The organism is uncultured Brachybacterium sp. (assembly GCF_947500705.1).
GTDB lineage: Bacteria > Actinomycetota > Actinomycetes > Actinomycetales > Dermabacteraceae > Brachybacterium.
In genome coordinates, this window is sequence record NZ_CANMSY010000016.1 from 1 (window position 1) to 21,082 (window position 21,082).

At 69.1% G+C, this 21,082-nt stretch carries 17 protein-coding genes and 1 other RNA gene; 12 read left to right on the forward strand and 6 right to left on the reverse strand.

The window, feature by feature from the left end:
* The first annotated feature begins 149 nt into the window (after positions 1-149).
* The 7 genes from Q0937_RS17410 (at position 150) to smpB (ending at position 6,955) form a co-directional block, all read left to right on the forward strand.
* Positions 150-557, forward strand: a complete 408-nt coding sequence (locus Q0937_RS17410; protein WP_299306204.1) for a pilus assembly protein TadG-related protein — start codon at positions 150-152, stop codon at positions 555-557.
* On the forward strand, positions 554-1,705 hold the full coding sequence (locus Q0937_RS17415; RefSeq protein WP_299306206.1) for a glycerate kinase: 1,152 nt from the start codon (positions 554-556) through the stop codon (positions 1,703-1,705). Before Q0937_RS17410 ends, Q0937_RS17415 begins: the two co-directional genes overlap by 4 nt.
* A 93-nt stretch (positions 1,706-1,798) precedes the next feature.
* Positions 1,799-2,914: a peptide chain release factor 2 gene (gene prfB, locus Q0937_RS17420; RefSeq protein ID WP_299306208.1), complete on the forward strand. Its 1,116-nt coding sequence runs from the start codon at positions 1,799-1,801 to the stop codon at positions 2,912-2,914.
* A gap of 162 nt (positions 2,915-3,076) precedes the next feature.
* The gene (gene ftsE / locus Q0937_RS17425) at positions 3,077-4,042 is read left to right on the forward strand and encodes a cell division ATP-binding protein FtsE (RefSeq protein WP_299306210.1); all 966 of its coding nucleotides are present in this window, start codon (positions 3,077-3,079) and stop codon (positions 4,040-4,042) included.
* Positions 4,039-4,956 (forward strand): permease-like cell division protein FtsX, encoded by a 918-nt coding sequence (ftsX, locus tag Q0937_RS17430; protein WP_299306212.1) that lies wholly within the window; start codon positions 4,039-4,041, stop codon positions 4,954-4,956. The genes ftsE and ftsX overlap by 4 nt, the downstream gene beginning before the upstream one ends.
* Positions 4,957-4,958: 2 nt before the next feature.
* On the forward strand, positions 4,959-6,284 hold the full coding sequence (locus Q0937_RS17435; protein WP_299306214.1) for a M23 family metallopeptidase: 1,326 nt from the start codon (positions 4,959-4,961) through the stop codon (positions 6,282-6,284).
* Between the two features lie 164 nt (positions 6,285-6,448).
* Positions 6,449-6,955, forward strand: coding sequence for an SsrA-binding protein SmpB (smpB, locus tag Q0937_RS17440; protein ID WP_299306216.1), 507 nt, complete (start codon positions 6,449-6,451; stop codon positions 6,953-6,955).
* A gap of 65 nt (positions 6,956-7,020) precedes the next feature.
* Here the strand turns inward: smpB and Q0937_RS17445 are convergent, their stop codons facing one another.
* On the reverse strand, positions 7,021-7,593 hold the full coding sequence (locus Q0937_RS17445; protein ID WP_299306217.1) for a hypothetical protein: 573 nt from the start codon (positions 7,591-7,593) through the stop codon (positions 7,021-7,023).
* A gap of 213 nt (positions 7,594-7,806) precedes the next feature.
* Between Q0937_RS17445 and ssrA the strand changes: the two genes are divergently transcribed.
* Positions 7,807-8,177: a transfer-messenger RNA gene (gene ssrA / locus Q0937_RS17450) on the forward strand.
* 71 nt (positions 8,178-8,248) lie between these two features.
* Here the strand turns inward: ssrA and Q0937_RS17455 are convergent.
* Together Q0937_RS17455 and Q0937_RS17460 are read right to left on the reverse strand one after the other, a co-directional pair.
* Complete coding sequence (locus tag Q0937_RS17455) at positions 8,249-10,276, reverse strand: glycoside hydrolase family 3 N-terminal domain-containing protein (protein WP_299306219.1); 2,028 nt, start codon at positions 10,274-10,276, stop codon at positions 8,249-8,251.
* Complete coding sequence (locus Q0937_RS17460; protein ID WP_299306221.1) at positions 10,273-11,214, reverse strand: sugar phosphate isomerase/epimerase; 942 nt, start codon at positions 11,212-11,214, stop codon at positions 10,273-10,275. The genes Q0937_RS17455 and Q0937_RS17460 overlap by 4 nt, the downstream gene beginning before the upstream one ends.
* A gap of 127 nt (positions 11,215-11,341) precedes the next feature.
* Between Q0937_RS17460 and Q0937_RS17465 the strand changes: the two genes are divergently transcribed.
* From Q0937_RS17465 to Q0937_RS17475, 3 genes are all read left to right on the forward strand, one after another.
* Positions 11,342-12,289 carry a phosphotransferase gene (locus Q0937_RS17465; protein WP_299306223.1) on the forward strand — a complete coding sequence of 316 codons (948 nt, stop codon included), beginning with the start codon at positions 11,342-11,344 and terminating at the stop codon, positions 12,287-12,289.
* 237 nt (positions 12,290-12,526) lie between these two features.
* The gene (gene hrpA / locus Q0937_RS17470) at positions 12,527-16,447 is read left to right on the forward strand and encodes an ATP-dependent RNA helicase HrpA (protein WP_299306225.1); all 3,921 of its coding nucleotides are present in this window, start codon (positions 12,527-12,529) and stop codon (positions 16,445-16,447) included.
* Between the two features lie 398 nt (positions 16,448-16,845).
* Entirely contained in the window at positions 16,846-17,487 is a 642-nt protein-coding gene (locus Q0937_RS17475; protein ID WP_299306227.1) for a hypothetical protein, read from the forward strand.
* Positions 17,488-17,503: 16 nt separating this feature from the next.
* Here Q0937_RS17475 and Q0937_RS17480 read toward each other — a convergent pair whose 3' ends face one another.
* From Q0937_RS17480 to Q0937_RS17490, 3 genes are read right to left on the reverse strand one after another with little or no spacing between them, the layout of a single operon-like run.
* The gene (locus Q0937_RS17480; protein ID WP_299306229.1) at positions 17,504-18,016 is read right to left on the reverse strand and encodes a hypothetical protein; all 513 of its coding nucleotides are present in this window, start codon (positions 18,014-18,016) and stop codon (positions 17,504-17,506) included.
* The gene (locus Q0937_RS17485; protein WP_299306231.1) at positions 18,009-18,323 is read right to left on the reverse strand and encodes a hypothetical protein; all 315 of its coding nucleotides are present in this window, start codon (positions 18,321-18,323) and stop codon (positions 18,009-18,011) included. The genes Q0937_RS17480 and Q0937_RS17485 overlap by 8 nt, the downstream gene beginning before the upstream one ends.
* 4 nt (positions 18,324-18,327) lie before the next feature.
* Positions 18,328-19,437: a C2 family cysteine protease gene (locus Q0937_RS17490; RefSeq protein WP_299306233.1), complete on the reverse strand. Its 1,110-nt coding sequence runs from the start codon at positions 19,435-19,437 to the stop codon at positions 18,328-18,330.
* A gap of 185 nt (positions 19,438-19,622) precedes the next feature.
* On the opposite strand from Q0937_RS17490, the gene Q0937_RS17495 reads away from it, so the two are divergent.
* Entirely contained in the window at positions 19,623-21,080 is a 1,458-nt protein-coding gene (locus Q0937_RS17495; protein WP_299306235.1) for an NAD-dependent malic enzyme, read from the forward strand.
* The last annotated feature ends 2 nt before the right edge of the window (positions 21,081-21,082 follow it).

Here is a 21,082-nt window from a genome sequence, read left to right on the forward strand (position 1 = left end):
ACTCGCACGACATCTTCGCGGAACTCCTGGGGGTAGGGAGCGGGCATGGTGCACATCCTTCCAGGCCGCCCTGCGGGCAAGCCAGATCAGATGTCACCTATCCGCGCGGCAGTCCCCTGCGGGAGCGACTGCGGGACGCACGCGGGTCGATGACGATACTGACCACCGGGGTGCTGGTCGTGGTGCTCATGGTGATCGCCGTCGGCACCGCGATCACCGGCGTGCAGCTCGAGCGCAACGGTCTCCAGCACGCTGCGGACAGCGCAGCGCTCGCCGCCGCCCAGGCCGTCGACCCCGCACGGCTCTACGTCGACGGGGACGGCGCTGCGATCCACCGCGGCACCGTGCGTGCAGCAGCCGAGGAGCACCTGCGGAACTATCCGCACGAGACCACCAGCACCGAGGCCATCCAGCTCGCTGATGTCTCCGTGGCCCCCGACGGCACCGTCCACGTGGTCATCTCCGCCCGCACCCACCCGCCCCTGGCAGGATGGTTCACGCGAGGGACCGGCACCGCCATCCCGCTGACCGTCGAAGGAGAGGCTCGCGCCCGATGACCACCCCCCGCACCGTGCTGCTCGCCCCGGACAAGTTCAAGGGCACCCTGAGTGCCGCCCAGGTGGTGGCTGCGCTGCGCCGCGGCATCACCGAGACCGCACCGCAGCTGCGCGTGCTCTCCTGCCCCATCGCCGATGGCGGCGACGGCACCGTCGATGCCGCGCTCGCCTCCGGAGCCGCCGAGCACATCACCACCGTCACCGGCCCCACGGGGCAGCCCCGCGCCACCCGCTGGGCGCTCCAGGAGGATGTCGCGGTGCTCGAGCTCGCCGAGACCGTCGGCCTGCAGGCGCTCCCGGATGGTGAGCTCGCGCCGCACACCGCCTCCACCCGTGGCCTCGGAGAGCTGATCCGCGCTGCGATCACCGCCGGGGCCCGCACCGTCCTGGTCGGCCTCGGCGGCAGCTCCTCCACCGACGGCGGGGCCGGGCTGCTCCAAGGACTGGGCGCACGTCTCCTCCAGTCGGACGGCACCGACATCGAGGCTGGGCTCGCCGGCGTGAGGACCCTCGCCGCTGCGGACCTCGCCCCAGCACTCGAGGCCCTTGCCGGCGTGACCCTCGTCGCCGCGAACGACGTCACCAATCCGCTGCTCGGCCCCGGCGGAGCGGCCGCGGTCTATGGCCCACAGAAGGGTCTCCGGCCCGAGGAGATCGTGCCGGCCGATGCGACGCTCGCCGCCGCGGCCCAGATCCTCGATGCTGAGGGTTGCCACCTCGATCAGCCGGGGGCCGGCGCTGCCGGGGGCACCGGCTTCGCGCTGTTCCTGCTGGGCGCCATCCAGCGCTCAGGCGCCGATGCCGTCTTCGAGCTCGTCGGCGTCGACGCGCTGCTCGACCAGGCCGATGTGGTGGTGACCGGTGAGGGGAAGCTCGATGCCCAGACCCTGCACGGCAAGGGCCCGGCCGAGGTCGCCCGCCGCGCCCGTGAGCGGGGGCTCGACGTCGCCGCGGTGGCCGGCGCGATCACTCTCAGCCCGGAGCAGCTGCGGGACGCCGGCATCTCCGAGGCGTGGGATCTCACGTCGCGGGCCGGTTCCACCCAGCGCGCACTCGAGGACGGCGAAGAGCTGCTGACCGAGGTGGGGCGCGACCTCGGCATCTGGCTGGCCGGGGCAGGGGAGCGGCGCGCTTCCGCCGAGGCCTGAGGCTCGGCGGGCCGCGTGCCGATGCGGCGCGAGATGCACCCTCCGCCGCAGATCGGGCAGCATGTCCAGCCCCCTGCCGTAGACTCCGACGTCGTGGCTTCCATCGACTTCTCCGTAGAGATCCCCCAGCTCCGCTCGACCCTGTCCTCCATCGAGCAGGTGACGGACATCGACGCGCTCGACGCGAAGATCGTCGACCTCGAGCAGCAGGCCTCCGCGCAGGATCTGTGGGACGACGTCGACAACGCCCAGAAGGTCAGTTCGGCGCTCTCGCACGCGCAGTCCGAACGGCGCCGCATCAGCGAGCTCTCCTCCCGCATCGAGGACCTCGAGGTGATGGTCGAGCTCGCCGCCGAAGAGGACGACGCCGACACCCTCACCGAGGCCGAGAACGAGCTGATCAGCATCCACAAGACGCTCGACGAGCTCGAGGTGCGCACGCTCCTCGCCGGCGAGTACGACGAACGCGACGCAGTGGTCACCATCCGCGCCGGCGCGGGCGGCGTCGACGCCGCGGACTTCGCCGAGATGCTGATGCGGATGTACCTGCGCTGGGCCGAGCGCCATGGCCACGCCGCCAAGGTCATGGACACCTCCTACGCGGAAGAAGCCGGTCTGAAGTCGGTCACCTTCCAGATCTCCGCCCCCTACGCCTACGGCACCCTCTCGGTCGAGGGCGGTACCCATCGTCTGGTGCGCATCAGCCCGTTCGACAACCAGGGCCGTCGCCAGACCTCGTTCGCCGCCGTCGAGGTGATCCCGCTGATCGAGACCACGGACGCGATCGAGATCCCCGAGAACGACCTCAAGGTCGACGTGTTCCGCTCCTCCGGCCCCGGCGGCCAGTCCGTGAACACCACGGACTCCGCCGTGCGCATGACCCACCTGCCCACCGGCACCGTGGTCTCCATGCAGGACGAGAAGTCGCAGATCCAGAACCGTGCCGCGGCGCTGCGCGTCATGCAGTCCCGCCTGCTGCTGCTGAAGAAGGCAGAGGAGGCCGCCGAGCGCAAGGAGCTCGCGGGCGACGTCAAGGCGAGCTGGGGCGACCAGATGCGTTCCTACGTGCTGAATCCGTACCAGATGGTCAAGGACCTGCGCACCGAGTACCAGGAGGGCAACCCCTCCTCCGTGTTCGACGGCGAGATCGACGAGTTCATCGACGCCGGCATCCGCTGGCGCGCCGAGCAGAACAAGTCGCACGACTGAGCGTCCGAGTGGCTGGTGGCCGAGCGATCCGGTGCACAGCGTGACCAGAGGCACCGCACTTGACCAGGTTTTGACCAGGATGCTGTCCGCTCCTTCGTCGAAACCGGCGATAGCGCCCCTACGCTGGGAGAGCACGACGACCCCCAGATGTGACAGGCACCAGTGATCCGTTTCGACGACGTCACCAAGACGTACATGCGTGGACAGCACCCCGCTGTGGAGAATCTCGACATCGAGTTCACCCGCGGGGAGTTCGTGTTCCTCGTGGGTGCCTCCGGTTCCGGGAAATCCACCCTGATGCGCATGGTGCTCAAGGAGGTCGCGCCGACCCGTGGCACCGTGTACGTCGCGGGCAAGGACCTCTCCCGCGTTCCGTCGTGGAAGGTCCCCTCACTGCGACGGGACATCGGCATGGTGTTCCAGGACTTCCGCCTGCTGCCCTCGAAGACCGCCTACCAGAACATCGAATTCGCGCTCGCCGTGATCGGTACGCCCCGCAAGGTGGTGCGCCACCTGGTGCCCGAGATGCTCGAGATGGTGGGCCTGGAGGACAAGGGCAGGAGGCTGCCCCATGAGCTCTCCGGCGGCGAGCAGCAGCGCGTGGCGATCGCGCGGGCCTACGTCAACCGGCCCTCGATCCTGCTGGCCGACGAACCCACCGGCAACCTCGACCCCTCCACCGCCGAGGGGATCCTGGACCTGCTCACCGAGATCAACGAACGCGGCACCACGGTGGTGATGGCCACCCACGACCGGACGGCCGTGGACCGGATGCGGCGGCGGGTGGTCGAGATGGTCGGTGGCCAGGTGGTGCGCGATGAGGAGGGCGGAGGGTACGAGACCCCTGCGCCGGTGAGTGTCATCTCGGGCAACCTTCCCGATGACTCGGCCTACCGCGAGGAGCATCCGCTCGAGGACTCCGACCTCGTGGCCGATTGGGACGGGGCACCGGAACAGACCCCGGTGACGCAGGCAGCGGTCGGGAGCGACAGGGCCGAGACGCAGACCCCTGCCGAGGACATCCTCGAGGAGGACCTGATCGACGAGCGCGAAGCACTGCGGGCCCAGGACGAGGACCCCTTCGCCGAGGACCTCTTCGCCGAGGACGACGAGGAGGACCTCCGATGAGGGCGCGGTACATCCTCGGGGAGATCTTCACCGGGCTGTGGCGGAACATCGCCATGGTCATCTCCGTCGTGATCGTCACCGCGGTCTCGCTGACCTTCGTCGGCACCGGTGCGCTGATGCAGAAGCAGATCATGGACATGAAGTCGACCCTGGTCGAGCAGTCCCAGGTGACGATCTTCCTGTGCTCACCCCACTCCACGGCCGCCTCCTGCGCAGGCGGCGCGGCGACCGATGCCCAGATCGACTCCGTGCGGGAGGCGCTCGAGGGCGATGTGCTCTCCCCGTACATCGCCTCGTACTCCGAGCGTTCGCAGGACGAGGCGCTCACGATCTACCAGGAGCAGTTCGCCGGGGAGAGCTTCGTCTCGAACTTCACCGCCGCGGACATGCCGGTCTCCTTCCACCTCACGCTCGAGAACGCCGACGACTCCGCAGCCGTGGTCGAGTTCTTCCAGGGACGGGACGGGGTGGACGAGGTCACCGATCTCCTGGGCGCGTTCGCTCCCTTCATCGACGTGCTGAACCAGTCCACGATGTTCGCGCTCGGTCTCGCCGTGCTGATGCTGATAGCGGCCCTGCTGCTGGTCGCGACCACGATCCGGATGTCTGTCGCGGGCCGCCGTCGGGAGATCGCGATCATGCGCCTGGTCGGCGCCTCGAACCTCTTCATCCGCCTCCCGTTCCTGCTCGAAGGCGCGGTCGCCGCGATCATCGGCGCTGTCATCGCCTCCGGCATGCTCTGGATGGGACTGCACTACATCGTCCAGGGATGGCTCGCGCCCACCCTCGGCGAGCAGCTCATCACAGTCGGTGCCGCCGAACTGGTCTGGGTGGCGCCGCTTCTGATCGTGCTGGGAGCGACACTCTCGATCGCCTCCTCGGTGGTCTCCCTCAATCGCTACCTGAAGGTGTGAGCATGTCCCAGAGCATCCTGCGCCGTCCCCTGAGCATGATCGCCGCCGCCCTGATGGTGCTGCCGATGCTCATGATGCCGGTCTCCCCGGCGGCGGCCGAGGGCACCAAGGACGACAAGATCGCCGAGCGCTCCGAGATCGATCAGCAGCTCGAGGACCTGCGGATCGAGCTGAACGACGTCAACACCGAGCTCGCCGAGACCTATCTCGCGCTCGCCGAGACCGAGCTGCTGATCCCGCAGGCGCAGGAGGATCTCGAGGTGGCCCAGGCCGAGCTCGTCGAAGCCCGCGAGGAAGATCGCATCATCGGGGAGCGTCTCACCACCGCGCAGGGGGAGGAGGAGCGCCTCTCCGGCGAGGTCGAGGAGGGGCAGGAGGAGGTGGATCGCAGCGGCGGCGAGCTCGCCACCGTGGCGCTGACCGCCTACAAGGGCGGCGGCATGCCGAGCCCCTCCACCATCTACCTCGGCAACCAGTCCCCGCAGGATGCCGTGGACCGCTCCATGAACTACCGGATCACCATGGCCTCCCAGGGCACCCGGCTGGACACCCTCCGCACCGATCAGGTGGTGACGGAGAACTCCGCCGAGCGCCTCACCGCGGTGCGCGAGGAGATCAAGCAGCTCAAGATCGATGCCGAGAATGCCGTCAAGCGGACCGAGACCGCCGAAAGAGAGGCCTCCGAGGCGAAGACCGACCTCGACGCGCTCTACGAGACGCAGAAGACCCAGCGGAACACCCTCGAGGAGCAGAAGACGAAGTACGAGGGGGACACCAGCACTCTGGAATCCCGCAGCACCACCCTGGACGGCGAGATCGAGGAACTCGCCCGGCAGGAGCGGGAGAAGGAGGAGCAGGCCCGTCAGCAGCGGGAGAAGCAGAGCAGCGGTGGCAGCAGCGGGGGAGGCTCCTCGAGCGGCTCAGCGGATACCGGCGGCGGCTGGGTCTATCCCGTCAACGCCCGGCTGAACTCGAACTTCGGCTGGCGCGTCCACCCGATCTACGCCACCCGAAAGCTCCATGCAGGGGTCGATTTCCCTGCGGCCTGCGGAGTTCCAGTGGGGGCCACCCACTCCGGTCGCGTGATCGCCAGGACCTACAGCAGCGGCGCCGGCAACAAGATCATCCTCAGCCACGGTATCCAGAACGGTCGCCTGGTCACCAGCTCCTACCACCACCTGCAGGGCTACGCACAGCCGGTCGGTGCGCAGGTCTCCGCCGGCACCACCGTGGGCTATGTGGGCACCACCGGCTCCTCGACCGGCTGCCACCTCCACTTCGAGATCCACGAGGACGGCAACGCCGTCAACCCCGGCAAGTACCTCTGAGCCTCGCCGCTCAGCGGTGTCCGGCACGTCCGCGGGACCGACGACGTCCGCCGCCCGCGAAAATCGTTCGCGACCGGCGGTGGCCACCGCGTAAGCTGTGGTGTCCGGTCGCGAGGCGCGGCTGGTCATGCAGGGACTGCGACGAAAGGCAGGAGGGACCACCGATGGCGGCGAAGAAGGCTGCGGCGAAGAAGGCCGCTGCGGAGGAAGGCCCTCCGAAGAAGCGCATCGCGTCGAACAAGCGAGCCACCCACGACTACTACATCGACCAGACCTGGGAAGCAGGCATCGTCCTGACCGGGACCGAGGTGAAGTCGCTGCGCGACCGCGGTGCGTCCCTGATCGATGGCTACTGCTATATCGAGGGCGGCGAGGTGTGGATGGACAACGCCCACATCGCGCCCTACGTCAAGGGCACCTGGACCAACCACGCCGCCCGTCGCAAGCGAAAGCTCCTGCTCCACAAGCAGGAGATCGAGAAGCTCGCCAGCAAGTCGCGGGAGAAGGGCTTCACCATCGTGCCGATGGAGATGTACTTCCTGGGCTCGCATGCGAAGGTCGTCATCGGTCTGGGCCGAGGCAAGAAGGAATGGGACAAGCGCCAGACCCTGCGGGAGAAACAGGATCTGCGCGAGGCTCAGCGAGCGATGCGCCAGCGCGAGATCGCCTGACCTGAGCTGCTGCGCGGCGACGCAGCGGGAGACCGGTGGGTCGTCAGGGCCATCCGCCCGTGGCGTCAGACCGCCAGATCCCGTCGCTCGAGTCGAGCGACGGTCTGCCTGCTGGAGCTGAGCACGCCCTCGTCGGCCACTCCCAGGTGCTCCCGCATGAAGAGCGACCGCCTCGCATCGTCCTCCGCGAGGTCCCACTGCCGTGCGGCGGCACGGGAGCGCCCGGCCTGCTGCTCCGCCCGTGCGTGCTCGAATCGGCACTTCGCCCGATGCTGGAACACGGCGGCCAGCGCCGACAGCGACGAGGGGGAGGTCGGATCCTCCAGCCCCGTCTCCTCGGCGGCCAGGTCCAGCTGCTCCTCCGCAGCGAGGAACGCCCCCTGCCACTGCAGCACATGGGCATAGCGAGCCCGGCGCACGGCTCGCATCACCGGGGAGAGACCGCTGTCCTCGAGGGCGGCGCGGCCGGCGATCGCGGCCTCGTCGAGCCGTCCGAGCATCCTCAGATACGCGACCGTGCGGGGATCCCTCGGATGCAGCGCGCACCACTCGCTCAGTGTGCTCGGATCAGAGACCACCTCCCGCAAGCTGTCGTCATCGATCCGGACCTGGACACCTGCTGCCTCGAAACTGCTCACCGCCCCATCATCGCGGCCGGCGAGGGGTGCGGTCCAGGTCGACGGGCTTCGCCGTGAGCTGAGGGATATTCGCTTCAGAATCACGGCCGGGCGCGGTAGAGTAGGAGCACGACGTACGGGGAGGCCCGACGTCCGTGGATGTTTGACAACAGAAGAGTGAGTGCAAGGACGGCCCTGAGGGGCCGTCGATATCTGTGCTGCATACCCACGCTGGGGGCCGATCGGTTTCGACGGTAGTTGTCCAGCAAGGGGAAGCGGGCCGAGAATCCAGAGTCATCTCGTAAACGTTCTCTGGAAACCAATAAGTGCCGAACCTAAGCGCACTGACTTCGCTCTCGCTGCCTGATCAGCGTTAGCAGTCTGGAACCCCGGGCGTGCTTCTGACCCGGATCGTTCCATCATCTAAGAAGCCACTGCTGCCGACCCTCGTCATCGGGGAAGGATGAACACCTCAGAGTGACTGAGTCTGTCGACGACGTGTCCGTGCGAACGTCGGGACTGAGAAAACGTCAATACGGACTGCGCCCGGAGAAGCCCTGGCTCCGCACTATCGGACGCGGGTTCGATTCCCGCCGGCTCCACCATTGCACTCACCACGAAAGGCCCCCTCACCTGCGCTGATGCGCGGGGGAGGGGGCCTTTTGCGTTGCCGGTCTCAGCCGCCGTAGGTCAGGCCGTGCCCGAGCTGGTAGCGGTTGCCGTCGGCGTCGACGTACACATACGGACGCCCCTGCATGTGCTGCTCCTTGGCGAAGCCGGGGACATCGTTCGGAGACGCGCAGCGACCGTCCTCGTCGACCGCGATCGCGGCGGCGTCGATCGGGAAGGTGATCGGCAGCTTCCCGGTGGGGGAGAACCCGCCGAGGATCGCCTCGACCATGATCCCGTAGTCGGTCTCGAAGCCCATCAGCAGGCCGTCGGCGAGCGGTTCGATGCCGTCGAGCAGCCAGGGGAACAGGGTGTTCAGGCCCACCACCATGGTGTCCACGTGCGTGCGGATGTCGCGGACCTTCTCGATGTCCACGTGGGAGTGGTCATCGATGCCGAGGTCGCCGATGCCCACGAACTCGAAGTACGAGCCGATGAAGGGGCGCAGCAGCAGGATCGCCACGTCCGCGTCGTGGTAGTCGGTGGTGAAGGAGATGCCGGGGTGGGCCTGGGCGAGCCGGCGGCGCAGCGCGTCGAGCTCCTTGACGGTCAGGCCGGTCGCGAACAGCTCCACGTACACCCGCTTGCCGGCCAGGGACTCGGCGGTCAGAGGCAGCGTCCCGTCATGGTTCTTGGCGAGGACCACGGACTTGAGGTGCGCGTCCTCCGCGGCGGCGCGGGCCTCGGCGTTCTGCACCACCCGGTCCGCCTCGTCGGGATCCACGTAGGGGTTCTCGAACAGGCCCAGGGCGAACAGCTCCTCGAGCAGCAGGGCGGCGGCGCCGTCGAGCCGTTCGGAGGTGAAGTGGCCCTTGACGTACGCCTCGCGCACGGAGGCCACATCATTGGTGTCGGCGAACATGTCGGTGCCGGCCATCACGGCCCGGCCCACCCGCTCGGGGGTGCTGAGGTCCTCGACTCCCCACGCCATCTTCGAGAGCACGCCGGAGTCGGAGTTGATGTAGCCGCGGTGCCCCATGGCGCGCAGCAGGCGCAGCACCTCGCCGTTGAACGCGAAACCGACCTGCTCGAAGTCCGTCAGCCGGCCCTGCGGCGTCGAGGACTTCTCCTTCGAGGGGATCGAGTAGTACGGCATGATCGAGGAGGTGCCCGCGTCCAGTGCCGCCTGGAACGGCGGCAGGTGGTAGTCCTCCAGCGAGCCCGGGGTGGGATAGATGTTGAAGCTGCCCTCCGCATAGTGCGGATCGGTGCCGTTCTCGCGAGGGCCGCCGCCGGGGAAGTGCTTGGTGGTCAGCGCGACGCCGTCGGCCTCGAGACCGTCCTCTCCCTGGAACCCGCGCACCAGCGCCCCGATCGCCTTGCTGACGAACTCGGGGTCCTCGCCGAGGGTGCCCTGCCCGCGGAACCAGCGCGGATCGGTGAACACGTCGGCCATGTACATATAGCCCTTGCGCAGGCCCGAGGCGCGCCACTCCGCGCGGGAGTGCGCGGCGAAGGACTCGATCACCTCGAGCGAATCAGTGGCGGCGAGGCCCAGGGTGCCCGGCCATTCGGTGAAGGGCTGGTCCTCGGGGGTGCCGCCCATCTTGAAGGCGCCGGCCTCGTTCTTCGAGTTCGCGGCGACGATCACCGGGATGCCCCAGCGGGAGTCCTCGGCGACCTCGTTCATGGTGTTGATCCAGGTCGCGATACGGGAGCCGGTGGGCTCCTCACGCAGGATGAAATGGCGGATGTTCAGCTCGGAGATCATCTGCGTGGTGCCCTCGAAGGGGATCCCGGCGCTGGTGTGCGGATCGAGCTTGATCGGCAGGTACTGCTCGTCGAGCACGCCCTCGTGGCTGGTGAACTCCTTGTTGTGCTGGGAGATGCCCATCGGCCGCGAGGTGATGACCATCAGGCCGAGCTTCTCGTCCGGAGACATTCTCGAGGCCAGGTCCGCGGCGCGCTCGGCGGGGGTCAGCCGCCAGTCCTCGAAGGGGGTCAGCTCCCCGTCCCCGTCGAGGTCGCGGAACTTCAGCCCGTCGACCTCGATGATCTGCTTGACCCTGCTCGAAAGTGGCACCTGCTCGGTCATCGCTGTCCTCCTGTGGTGATGAGTGATTCGAAGCCCAGCGAGACGAGGTGCCGCCGGCTCGAGGCCAGCGATTCCCAGATGTCCCGCCCGTAGGTCTGGTCCTGCTCGATGAGCAGATGCTGTGCGCCGGAGGCGATCCCCTGCTCGATGACCGGCTTCCAGTCGAGAGTGCCCTCGCCTACCTCGGCGAACTGCACGACGTCGCCCTGCCAGAAGCGGGAGAAGGTCTCCAGATCACCGGAATCCCGCGCGTCCAGGACCTCCTCCGGAGGCATCGCGATCCGGAAGTCCTTCAGGTGCACGAGATCGAGTACCCCGTCGAAGTCCTTCAGGGTGCGTTCGGGGTCCTGCCCGCCGCGCTGGACCCAGTGGCAGTCGATCTCGAACCGCAGATGGGGTGCCTGCTGGCGCAGCCGGTTCAGGAGCGTCGTGCCCTCACGCTTCGCGAACTCGATGTGGTGGTTGTGGTAGCTGAGGCTGATCCCTCGCTCGGCGAGGCGCTGGGCGTAGTCGTCGACCTCAGCGGCGAAATCATCGAAGGCCTCCGGGGAGCGCAGCGCCGTCATCGGCATCATGCCGATCCTGATCATCGAGGTGCCCAGGCGCCGGGCATGCTCGACATGGAGGTCGAAGTCGTCCGCGAGGCTGAGGTCGTCGCTGCCGGGCGGGACGGTGGTCTTGGAGGAGATCGCCGCGACCTCGATGCCGAGGTTCGTGCGCGCGGCCTCCATGCCGGCGACATTCTCCTCGGTCATCGGGATCTGGGAGACCTCCACCACCTCGAAGCCGGTCTCCTTCACACGCTCCAGCACAGGGACTATGCCCTGGTCACGAACATGCTCCTTCAGCATCATCAGCTGTATTCCGATGCGGGCCACGAGGCACCTCCGGGTCGTTGCAGGGATGCGGCGGTCGACGGCGATGCCGGAAGGCCGCATGGTGCTCACGGTAGCCATCGATCGGTCTCACCTGGAGCAGTTGTCTCACATTGCCTCGGGGCCTACGCGCCACGGCGGAGAGGTCGAGGTCGTTGCCGAGTGAGGCAGGTCACCGTACGGTGGCTGGATGACCAGCCTGCCTCGCGAGGCTCCCCTCCTGCCGACGGCCGATCTTCCTGTGGACCTGCGCCGCGTCGAACTGCTGTGCGCGCGACTGCGCCCTGAAGAGGGGTTCCAGCTCGAACGGATCGACTGGGCGATCGGGCGTGCACCGCGCGGCGAGGGCTGGGACAACGCGCTCTGGCCGGTGGGCCGGCTGGACGGCAGTCCCCTGGTGCTGAGGGTTGCGCGGCGGGAGTCCGCCCGCGCGCTGCTGGGACGCGAGGTGACGGTGCTGCGGCGCCTGCGCGGTCTCGGGATCCCGCTCCCGATGGGTCTGCCGGTCATCCTGGCCACTGCCGATGACGCCGTGCTGGTGCGGTGGATCGACGGCAGCACCGCGGATGAGGCGCCCCCGCTGCTCCGCGAACACGTTGCGCACGACCTCGCTCAGATGCTCGCCACGATTCATTCCGGTCCCGCACCCGAGGTCGGCAGGAACCCCGTGCGAGGGGTTCCGCTGAAGAATCGGGAGGCGGCATTCACCGCCGATCTGGAACGTGCCGTCCTGTCGGACGCCCAACGGGAGCGGGCCGCGGCACGGTGGAGGGCCGGGCTGGCGGCCGGTCTCTGGGAGGGCAGGGACCTGCTGCTGCACGGTGATCCTCACCCGGGGAACGTCGTGGTCCCGCTGCCGGGGAGGGGAGGACCGGCCTCGCTGATCGACTGGGGCGATACGACGCGCGGCGATCCGGCCAGCGACCTGGGGGGACTGCTGCTGCACCAACCCTCGACCTCACTGCTGGAGCGCTATCGCGAATCGGCTACCTGGACCGGGATCGACGACGATCAGATCTGGGACGCGCTGGTCTCCAGGGCGTGGGCGTGGGGGTCCCGGATGGCTCTCGCGCTGCTCACCGCCTATCCGTCCACGCACAGCCTGGGCGCCGTCGGAAAACGGCTGCTCTCGAGCTGAGGCGGGGCACCGCCACCGGCCACGCATAACCTGGGAGCGTGCCCGTTGCGCCCCTCACTGCACGTCGCGCGTCATCACCGCACGTCATTGCCACGCCTCGTCGTCGGCGGTGGCATGGATCAGCTCCTCGAGCTCCTCGAGGTCATCGCACCCGAGCAGGTCCAGGACCTGTTCGGTGCCCTCCGGTGAGAATTCCCCGCGACCCGAGCAGCGGTCTCCACGTACAGTGGACCCGCCATGACCACGCCTTCCTCGACACCCTCTTCGACGCCTGCTTCCGCGCACTCCTCGGCGCCTGCCACCGAGATCTCCGGGCTGCGCCTGAACTATCCCGCAGAGCTCCCCGTCTCCCAGCAGCGGGGCGACATCCTGGACGCGCTGCGCGAGCACCAGGTGGTCGTGGTCGCCGGTGCCACCGGGTCCGGAAAGACCACCCAGATCCCCAAGATGCTGCTGGAGCTCGGGTACGGCAAGCGTGGGAAGCTCATCGGCCACACCCAGCCGCGACGGATCGCCGCCCGCTCCGTCGCCCAGCGCATCGCGAGCGAACTCGGCGAGAAGCTGGGGGAGGGGACCGTCGGATTCCAGGTCCGCTTCACCCGCGAGACCAGCCGCAATGCCCGGCTGAAGCTCATGACCGATGGCATCCTGCTGGCGGAGATCGGCCGTGACCGGCTGCTGAAGCGCTATGACGCGATCATCATCGACGAGGCCCACGAACGGTCCCTGAACATCGACGTGATCCTCGGCTACCTGCGCCAGATCCTGCCCCAGCGGCCGGATCTGAAGGTCGTCATCACCTCGGCCACGATCGACCCCGAACGCTTCGCCGAGCACTTCGCGAGCACCTCGCCGTCGGGCGAGAAGCGGCCCGCTCCGATCATCGAGGTCTCCGGCCGCACCTACCCCGTCGAGATCCGCTACCGCCCCCTGGTGCTCGAGCCGGAGATCGAGGAGGACGACGAGCTCGAGGACATCCACTCCATCGAGCGCGACCTCACCCAGGCCATCACCGACGCGGTCGACGAGCTCGCCGCCGAGGGACCCGGCGACATGCTCGTCTTCCTCCCCGGCGAGCGCGAGATCCGGGAGATCTCCGAGGCGCTGACCACCCACCTGAACCGCGGCACCCGAGGCAGGGCCGCACTGCCGGTCGAGGTGCTCCCGCTGTTCGGGCGGCTCTCCGCCCAGGACCAGCAGAAGATCTTCTCCCCGCCGCAGGCCGGCACCTACCGTCGACTCATCCTGTCCACGAACGTCGCCGAGACGTCGCTGACCGTCCCCGGCATCACCTACGTCATCGACTCGGGCCTGGCCCGCATCTCCCGCTACTCCCAGCGCACCAAGGTGCAGCGCCTCCCCATCGAGCCGATCTCCCAGGCCAGTGCGAACCAGCGCTCGGGCCGCTCGGGCCGCACCTCCCCGGGCATCGCGATCCGGCTGTTCTCCGAAGAGGACTTCGAGGGCCGCGACGAGTTCACCGAACCCGAGATCCTGCGCACCTCGCTCGCGTCCGTGGTGCTGCTGATGACCTCGCTGGGCCTCGGCGACGTGGAGTCGTTCCCCTTCGTCGAACCGCCCGCCTCCCGCGCGATCACCGACGGGGTGCGGCTGCTGGACGAGCTCGGCGCGATCGAGGACGCCCCGGGTGAGCCCGGCGGCCGCCGGCTCACGCGCGTGGGCCGCACCCTGGCCCGCTTCCCGCTGGACCCGCGGATGGCGCGCATGTTGATCGAGGCGCACCGCCTCGGCGCGCTGCGAGAGGTGCTGATCATCGTCGCCGCGATGTCGATCCAGGACCCGCGCGAACGGCCGCTGGGCCAGGAGCAGCAGGCGAAGGAGAAGCACAAGCGCTTCGAGGACGAGACCAGCGACTTCCTCGCCTATCTGAATCTCTGGAACCACCTCCAGGAGCGGCGCAAGGCCCTGTCGAACTCCGCCTTCCGCCGCGAGGTGCGCTCCGAGCACCTGCACTACCTGCGGATCCGCGAATGGTGGGACCTGCACACGCAGCTCAAGGACATGGCCAAGGATGCCGAGCTCACCCGCAACGACAACGACGCCTCCCCGCAGGCGATCCACCAGGCGCTGCTCGCAGGGCTCCTCAGCCACGTGGGCCTGCAGGACGACCGCACCCGGGAGTACGCCGGCGCCCGCGGCGCCCGCTTCGCGCTCTGGCCCGGCTCGGCGCTGTCCAAGAAGCGCCCCGACTACGTGATGGTCGCCGAGCTGGTGGAGACCTCCCGGCTCTGGGGTCGCACCGCCGCCCGGATCGATCCGGCCTGGGCGGAGGAGATCGGTTCCCATGTGCTCAAGCGCTCCCACTCCGCCCCGCACTGGTCCTCGAAGCAGGCCTCCGCGATGGCGCACGAGAAGGTCTCCCTGTTCGGGGTGCCGATCGTGGCGGACCGCGTCGTGGGCTATGGGCGCATCGATCCCGAGGCCGCCCGGGAGATCTTCCTCCAGAACGCCCTGATCGAAGGGGACTGGCGCACCCGCCACCACTTCTTCCGCGACAACCGGGCCCTGATCAAGGAGCTCGAGGAGCTCGAGGCGAAGACCCGCCGCCGCGATCTGCTGATCTCCGATGAGCAGCTGTTCAGCTTCTACGACCAGCGGATCCCCGCCACGGTCGTCTCCGGCACGCACTTCGACAGCTGGTGGAAGACGCAGCGTCACCAGACCCCGGACCTGCTCACCCTCACCGAGCAGGACCTGCTCGCGGCCGACGAGGGCGCGCGCGAGGCGATCGCCGCGGACTTCCCCGATGCCTGGGTGCAGGAGGACATCACCCTGCCGCTGAGCTACTCCTTCGGCGAGGTGGGGGCGAAAGGCGTCGACGGCGTCACTGCGACCGTGCCGCTGGCCGTGCTGAACCGGCTGCAGGATCGGGGCTTCGACTGGCTCGTTCCCGGCATGCGCGAGGAGCTCGTCACCGAGCTGATCCGCTCCCTGCCCAAGGCCATCCGCCGCCACCTGGTCCCCGCCCCGGAACGCGCCAAGACGGTCGCCGGGACGCTCCACGACGAGGATCCCGACACCGGGGAGCTGTTCCTCGAAGCCGTCGCCGATGAGCTGGTCGCCCTGCCCGGCGTTCCCGACGACCTCCCGCTGTACGGTCCTGAGTTCGATCTCGCGAAGCTGCCTCCGCACCTGCGGATGCACTTCCGCGTGGTCGACGACAAGGGCCGACAGATCGGCACCGGTGATGATCTCGAGACGCTCAAGGGGCGGCTCAAGCAGCGCGTGGACGCCTCGGTCTCCGCCCAAGCAGATGACCTGGCCCAGCAGGATCTGCCGAGCTTCCCCGCCGAGGGCGTGCCGGCGGTGCGGGAATCCACCGTCGGCGGCCTGAAGGTCACCGGCTACCCGGCGCTCGTCGCGCGTCGCGGCGAGGACGGACGCCTGCGGCAGGTGGATCTCGCCGTGCTCGCCACGGCCGACGAACAGGCGCTCGCCCATCGCGAGGGTGTCATCGCCCTGCTCGACCGCGATCTCGGCGCCGATCTCGGTGCGGTGCTGAACGCGCTGCCGAATCCGACGAAGCTCGCCGTCGCGGGCTCGGACTACGCCTCGACCGCCGCGCTGCTCGCCGATGCCTCGACGGCGGCGACGGTGCACCTCGTCGGCTCTGCGGTGGTGCGCACGCGGGCGGAGTACGACGCCCTCCTGGACCGGGTGCGCACCCAGCACGTCGCTCTCGCCGCCCAGGCGGTGAAGGACGCGGCAGCGGCCCTCGCCACCGCCGGGAAGCTGCACAAGGAGCTCTCGCGGGCCCCATCGCTGGCCGTGCTCTCCCACCTCACCCAGATCCGGGAGCACGCCGCCTCGCTGCTGGGGGACGGGTTCATCGCCCGCACCGGCATCACCCACCTCCCGGATCTGCGCCGCTACCTCGAGGCCGATGCGATCCGCCTGGACAAGCTGCCCGGCAACCCGCGCCGGGATGAGCAGCTCGCCTGGCAGATCGGAGATCTCCAGCAGCACTGGGCGACGCAGAAGGCCAAGCTCTCCGCCCGCCGTCGTGCCGAACCCGCCGCCCGCGAGATCGACTGGCTCCTCGAGGAGTTCCGTGTGAGCCTGTTCGCACAGACCCTCGGCACGAAGCAGACGGTCTCGGACAAGCGGATCCGCAAGGCGATCTCCGAGCTCGCCTGAGATCGGATGAGAGCTGTGGCCGGTGCGGAGCCGAACAGGGCGGGAGCAAAGCCTGCCGGGCACGGGGTCTCGTTGTGGCGCACGGCACCCACAGCGTGTCAGCGCGGTCACGTGACGAAATCTTTACCTGCCACCGCTGCCAGAGATAACGGCGGGCGAGCCGGAACGAGCCTCGATCCCCTGCGCGTCCCGATGACCGGCGGGAACGCCCGCAGCGCGCGCGTCTGGTGCCGGGCGCGCTTCGGTCATGGCTCCCACAAGAGGAGACCCTCCTCGTGGTCGGAGGGAGCGGACGACGTGACCTGCACCCTTCCCTCGCCGTGATCGCTTCGTTACCTTGGCACAGCTCGGGATGACCGGGCATCGCCACCGTCTCGGAACGAAGGATCGCCCTCCTCATGGCCTCTGCCACCACCGTCCGCACCGCCGCCCAGTTCTCTCGCCGCGGCCTCATCGCCGCCGGCACGTTCGGCCTCGCCTCTGCGGCGGGCCTCGGTGTCCTCGCCCCTGCCTCCGCGGCCGAGCTCGGTGCGGAGGCTCCGACGGGCGCCGAGGAGTGGACCGAGGAGTTCTTCACGCGCCCCGAGACCCGCGAAGGCTTCCTCGTCGACGCGATGGACGACTGGCAGCTCGCCAACGCGAAGTTCATCATCGCCGCGGTGAAGGGCCACGACCTCGGTGAGGAGGTCGCCGTCATCGCGCTGATCACCGCGATCGTCGAGTCATGGCTGTACAACTATGAGCCGGCCGTGGACGCGGATTCCGGCGGCCTGTTCCAGCAGCGCCCCTCGATGGGATGGGGCACCTACGACCAGGTGCGCCACAAGCAGCACGCCCTGGACGCCTTCCTGGGGCTCGCCGAGGACACCGACGCGCCGGGGCTGCTCCAGGCCATCCCCGACGTCACGCGCTGGGATGCCGGCGCCGCTGCGCAGACGGTGCAGCGCTCCGCGCACCCCGAGCGCTACGCGGAGCAGGTCACCGCAGCGCGACAGATCTGGAAGCGCTATGCCTCCGAGGTCGCGCCCTTCACCGCCTGAGACGTCGCGGGGGTGATCACAGGCCCAGGGTCGCGTCCTCGCAGGGCTCGGCATCGACCCGGACGTCGGTGATGCGCAGCTCTCCGTCGATGTAGAGCTGCAGCCGGGACCCGCTCGGGCCCTTGCTCTCCAGCCAGTAGGCGGCGCCGGAGCTCTGCTCGCGCCCCAGGGGCGTGAAGCCGTGCTCCTCCAGGACCGGGTCCAGCGCCTCGCGCCAGGGGCCCCAATCCCGGCCCTGGCCGGGTTCCGGGTAGAGGACGTCGTCCGCCGTCCAGATCCCCGGGCGGTAGCGGCAGTCCTGCGCGCCGGGTTCGATGACCCCCTGTGCCCCCCGCTCCCAGGCCAGCGGGCGTACCGCGGTGAGCGCTCCGAGGACGTCCTCCGCCACGACCTCGTACTGCGCCACCGCGTCCTGTGCGGGCAATGCCGCTCCACCGCCTCCGCATCCCGCCATCACGAGCAGCGCTGCTGCGAGCAGGGCGGCGCGGCGGGGGAGGAGCCGGCGGCATGCCGGCCGTCGCTCACCCATGGGCGGCCCCCAGGTCGATCCCGCCGGCGGCGGCGAAGTCGTCGGGGATCTCCAGCGCCAGACGCACCGATCCGCGCCGTCCCGGCGTCGAGGGCTCGGCCACGAGCAGCAGCAGATCACCGATTCCCTCCAGCTCGGTCACGTCACCGGGGCGCATCGTCAGCTCCTGTGCGCGCTCCGCGCCGGACACGGACAGGCGCAGCACTGCGTAGGGTCCGCCCTCGTCCGCCAGGGTGCGGACGATCCCCACCCGGAGCGCGCCGTGCGTGAGCTGGCCGGTCTGCTGAACGACGTGCTGCGTCCACATCGGCTCACTCCCCGATCCCGGTCATGAAGATCGAGGTGGCGTAGGCCGGATCGTCGGGATCGATCCTCACCTCGTAGGCGGTCGAACCGTTCGGCCCGTGAGGGTTGGTCAGGATGATCTCGCCGCTCTCCTCGTCGTAGCCGGAGACCTGGTACACGTGGGCGGCCACCAGGTCATCGCGCGCCGGCCCGATCGGCATCAACGGGTCGGTCATCACCGTGATCGGGCGGCCCTCATCGATCGCCTGCCGGTACTCGTCGAAGGAGGGCTGCCCGAGGGAGTCCGATTCCTGGGCGGACTCGCCGGTGAGCATCTCCAGGCCGGCGGCAGGGGTGTCCGCGGAGACGGCCGAGGGCCGGCCGTCGTGCGCGTTGATCATCGCCATCTCGAAGATGGTCGCCCAGCTGGGATCGCCGGTGCCGTCATCCATGGTGCCGTTGACGCCGAGGTCCTCGGGGCGGACGGGGACGTCCTGCCACTCGCCGTCGACGAAGAGCCGCACTTCCCAGCCGTCGGAGCCCGGCGGCTCGCCGGCGCCGCTGATGTGCTCGCTCAGGAGGCCCGGATCCGTCTGCTGCACGGCCATCAGGGCGGCGAGGTACCAGCAATCGCCGAGCGAGCCCTGGTTCACGAGGGAGGACTCGATGCCGCTCCGATCGATGTCCACACCGGCAGGATCCCACCGAGGGTTCTGCTCGGTGTACCGCGTGCCGAGAAGGCTCTCGGGATCACCTGCCTCGATGCGGTCGCGCCACAGGTCACCGACGCGCTCACCGGTGTTGATCAGATCCGACCAGTCCAGGAACTGCCCTCCGAGCATTCCGTCGTAGTCCCCGGCACCGATTCGGCCCTCGGGATCGGAGGCGGCGTCCTGCTGCGCTGCCTGGAGCGCGAGATGCTCGGCCGCGGTGCCCAGATGGTCTGCGGTCAGCGACAGCTGCTGACGACTTCGCTCCCAGAGCTGCCGGAAGTCGTCGGCGTCGGGGCCCTCCCAGCCGACGCCGACCACAGCGGCCTGCAGCGCCTCGGCAGTCCCCGTGAGCTGCCCGTCGTGATCTCGGAATCGGCGCGCGAGCGCCACCAGTTCTGCCGTATCGGCCCCCCAGAACGTCATGCCCGAGGATCCCACGAACGATGTGATGCACGCAACGCAGGGCAGGGACGGGGCGAGGTGCAGGCCCTCATCGGCTCGGCTGCGGACTCGGCCGGTGCTCCGTCCGGGCTCGGCGCGGCGTTCTGTCGTTCCCCGGTGCCGCGCCCTGTCCCTACGGAGCCGTTGACCTCGTTAGGCTGTGCCTCATGTCACCGTCGCCATCCGTGAGCTACTCCATCACGATCCGTCTCGAGTTCGCCGCCCGCTCTGCCGCCGTCAGCGACATCACCAGCCGTATCGAGAAACGTGGCGGCACCGTCACGGCGCTCGATGTCTCCGCCTCCGGGCCGGAGCGGATGCGCGCGGACATCACCGTGCTCACCGCAGGCCACGACCATGCCATGGAGGTCGTGGACGAGCTGCGCGGGGTCGAGGGCGTCGAGCTCGGCAAGGTCTCCGACCGGACCTTCCTCGCCCATCTCGGCGGCAAGCTCACCGTCGAGTCCAAGCTGCCGATCCGACACCGTGACGACCTCTCGATGATCTATACCCCGGGCGTGGCGCGTGTGGTCAAGGCGATCGCGGAGAATCCGGAGGACGCACGGCGCCTGACCATCAAGCGCAACACCGTCGCGGTGGTCACCGACGGCTCCGCCATCCTCGGACTCGGAGACCTCGGCCCGCTCGCCGCGATGCCGGTGATGGAGGGCAAGGCCGCGCTGTTCAAGCGCTTCGCCGGCATCGACGCCTTCCCGATCTGTCTGGACGCCCACTCGGTGGACGACATCGTCTCCCACGTGAAGGCGATCGCGCCGGTCTTCGCCGGCATCAACCTCGAGGACATCTCCGCCCCCCGCTGCTTCGAGATCGAGGACCGCCTGCGCGCCGAGCTCGACATCCCCGTCTTCCACGACGACCAGCACGGCACCGCGATCGTGGTGGTCGCCGCGCTGCGCAACGCCCTGCGTGTGGTCGAGAAGGACATCGCCACAGCTCGCATCGTGCTCTCCGGAGCGGGAGCGGCCGGCACCGCGATCCTGCGCCTGCTGCGCGCCGCCGGCGCCCGCGACGTCATCGTCACCGACATCGACGGCATCGTCCACGAGGGCCGCGAGCAGCTCGAAGGGCGCCTTCCCTGGATCGCCGAAGTCACCAACCCGCGAGAGCTCACCGGCACGCTTCGCGATGCCGTGGTCGACGCGGACGTGTTCATCGGCGTGAGCGCCGGGAACATCCTCACCGCGGAGGACGTCGCCACCATGGCCGAGCGCTCCATCGTGTTCGCGATGGCGAACCCGACCCCCGAGATCGATCCGGCCGAGGCGGTCAAGCATGCCGAGGTGGTCGCGACCGGTCGCAGCGACTTCGCGAATCAGATCAACAACGTCCTCGCCTTCCCCGGCGTGTTCCGCGGTCTGCTGGACGCCCACGCCACCCGGGTCAGCGACCGGATGCTGCTGGCGGCGGCGAAGGCCCTCGCCGATGTCGTCAGCGCCGACGAGCTCAACCCCACCTACATCGTGCCCAGCGTCTTCCATGAGGGCGTCACCAAGGCGGTGGCGAACGCCGTCGAGACGGTCGCCCGCGAGGAAGCCGGCACGGTCGACACCATCACCGGCGCGATGACCGCCGTCTACGCCGACGAGATCACGCTCGAGGGCTGAGG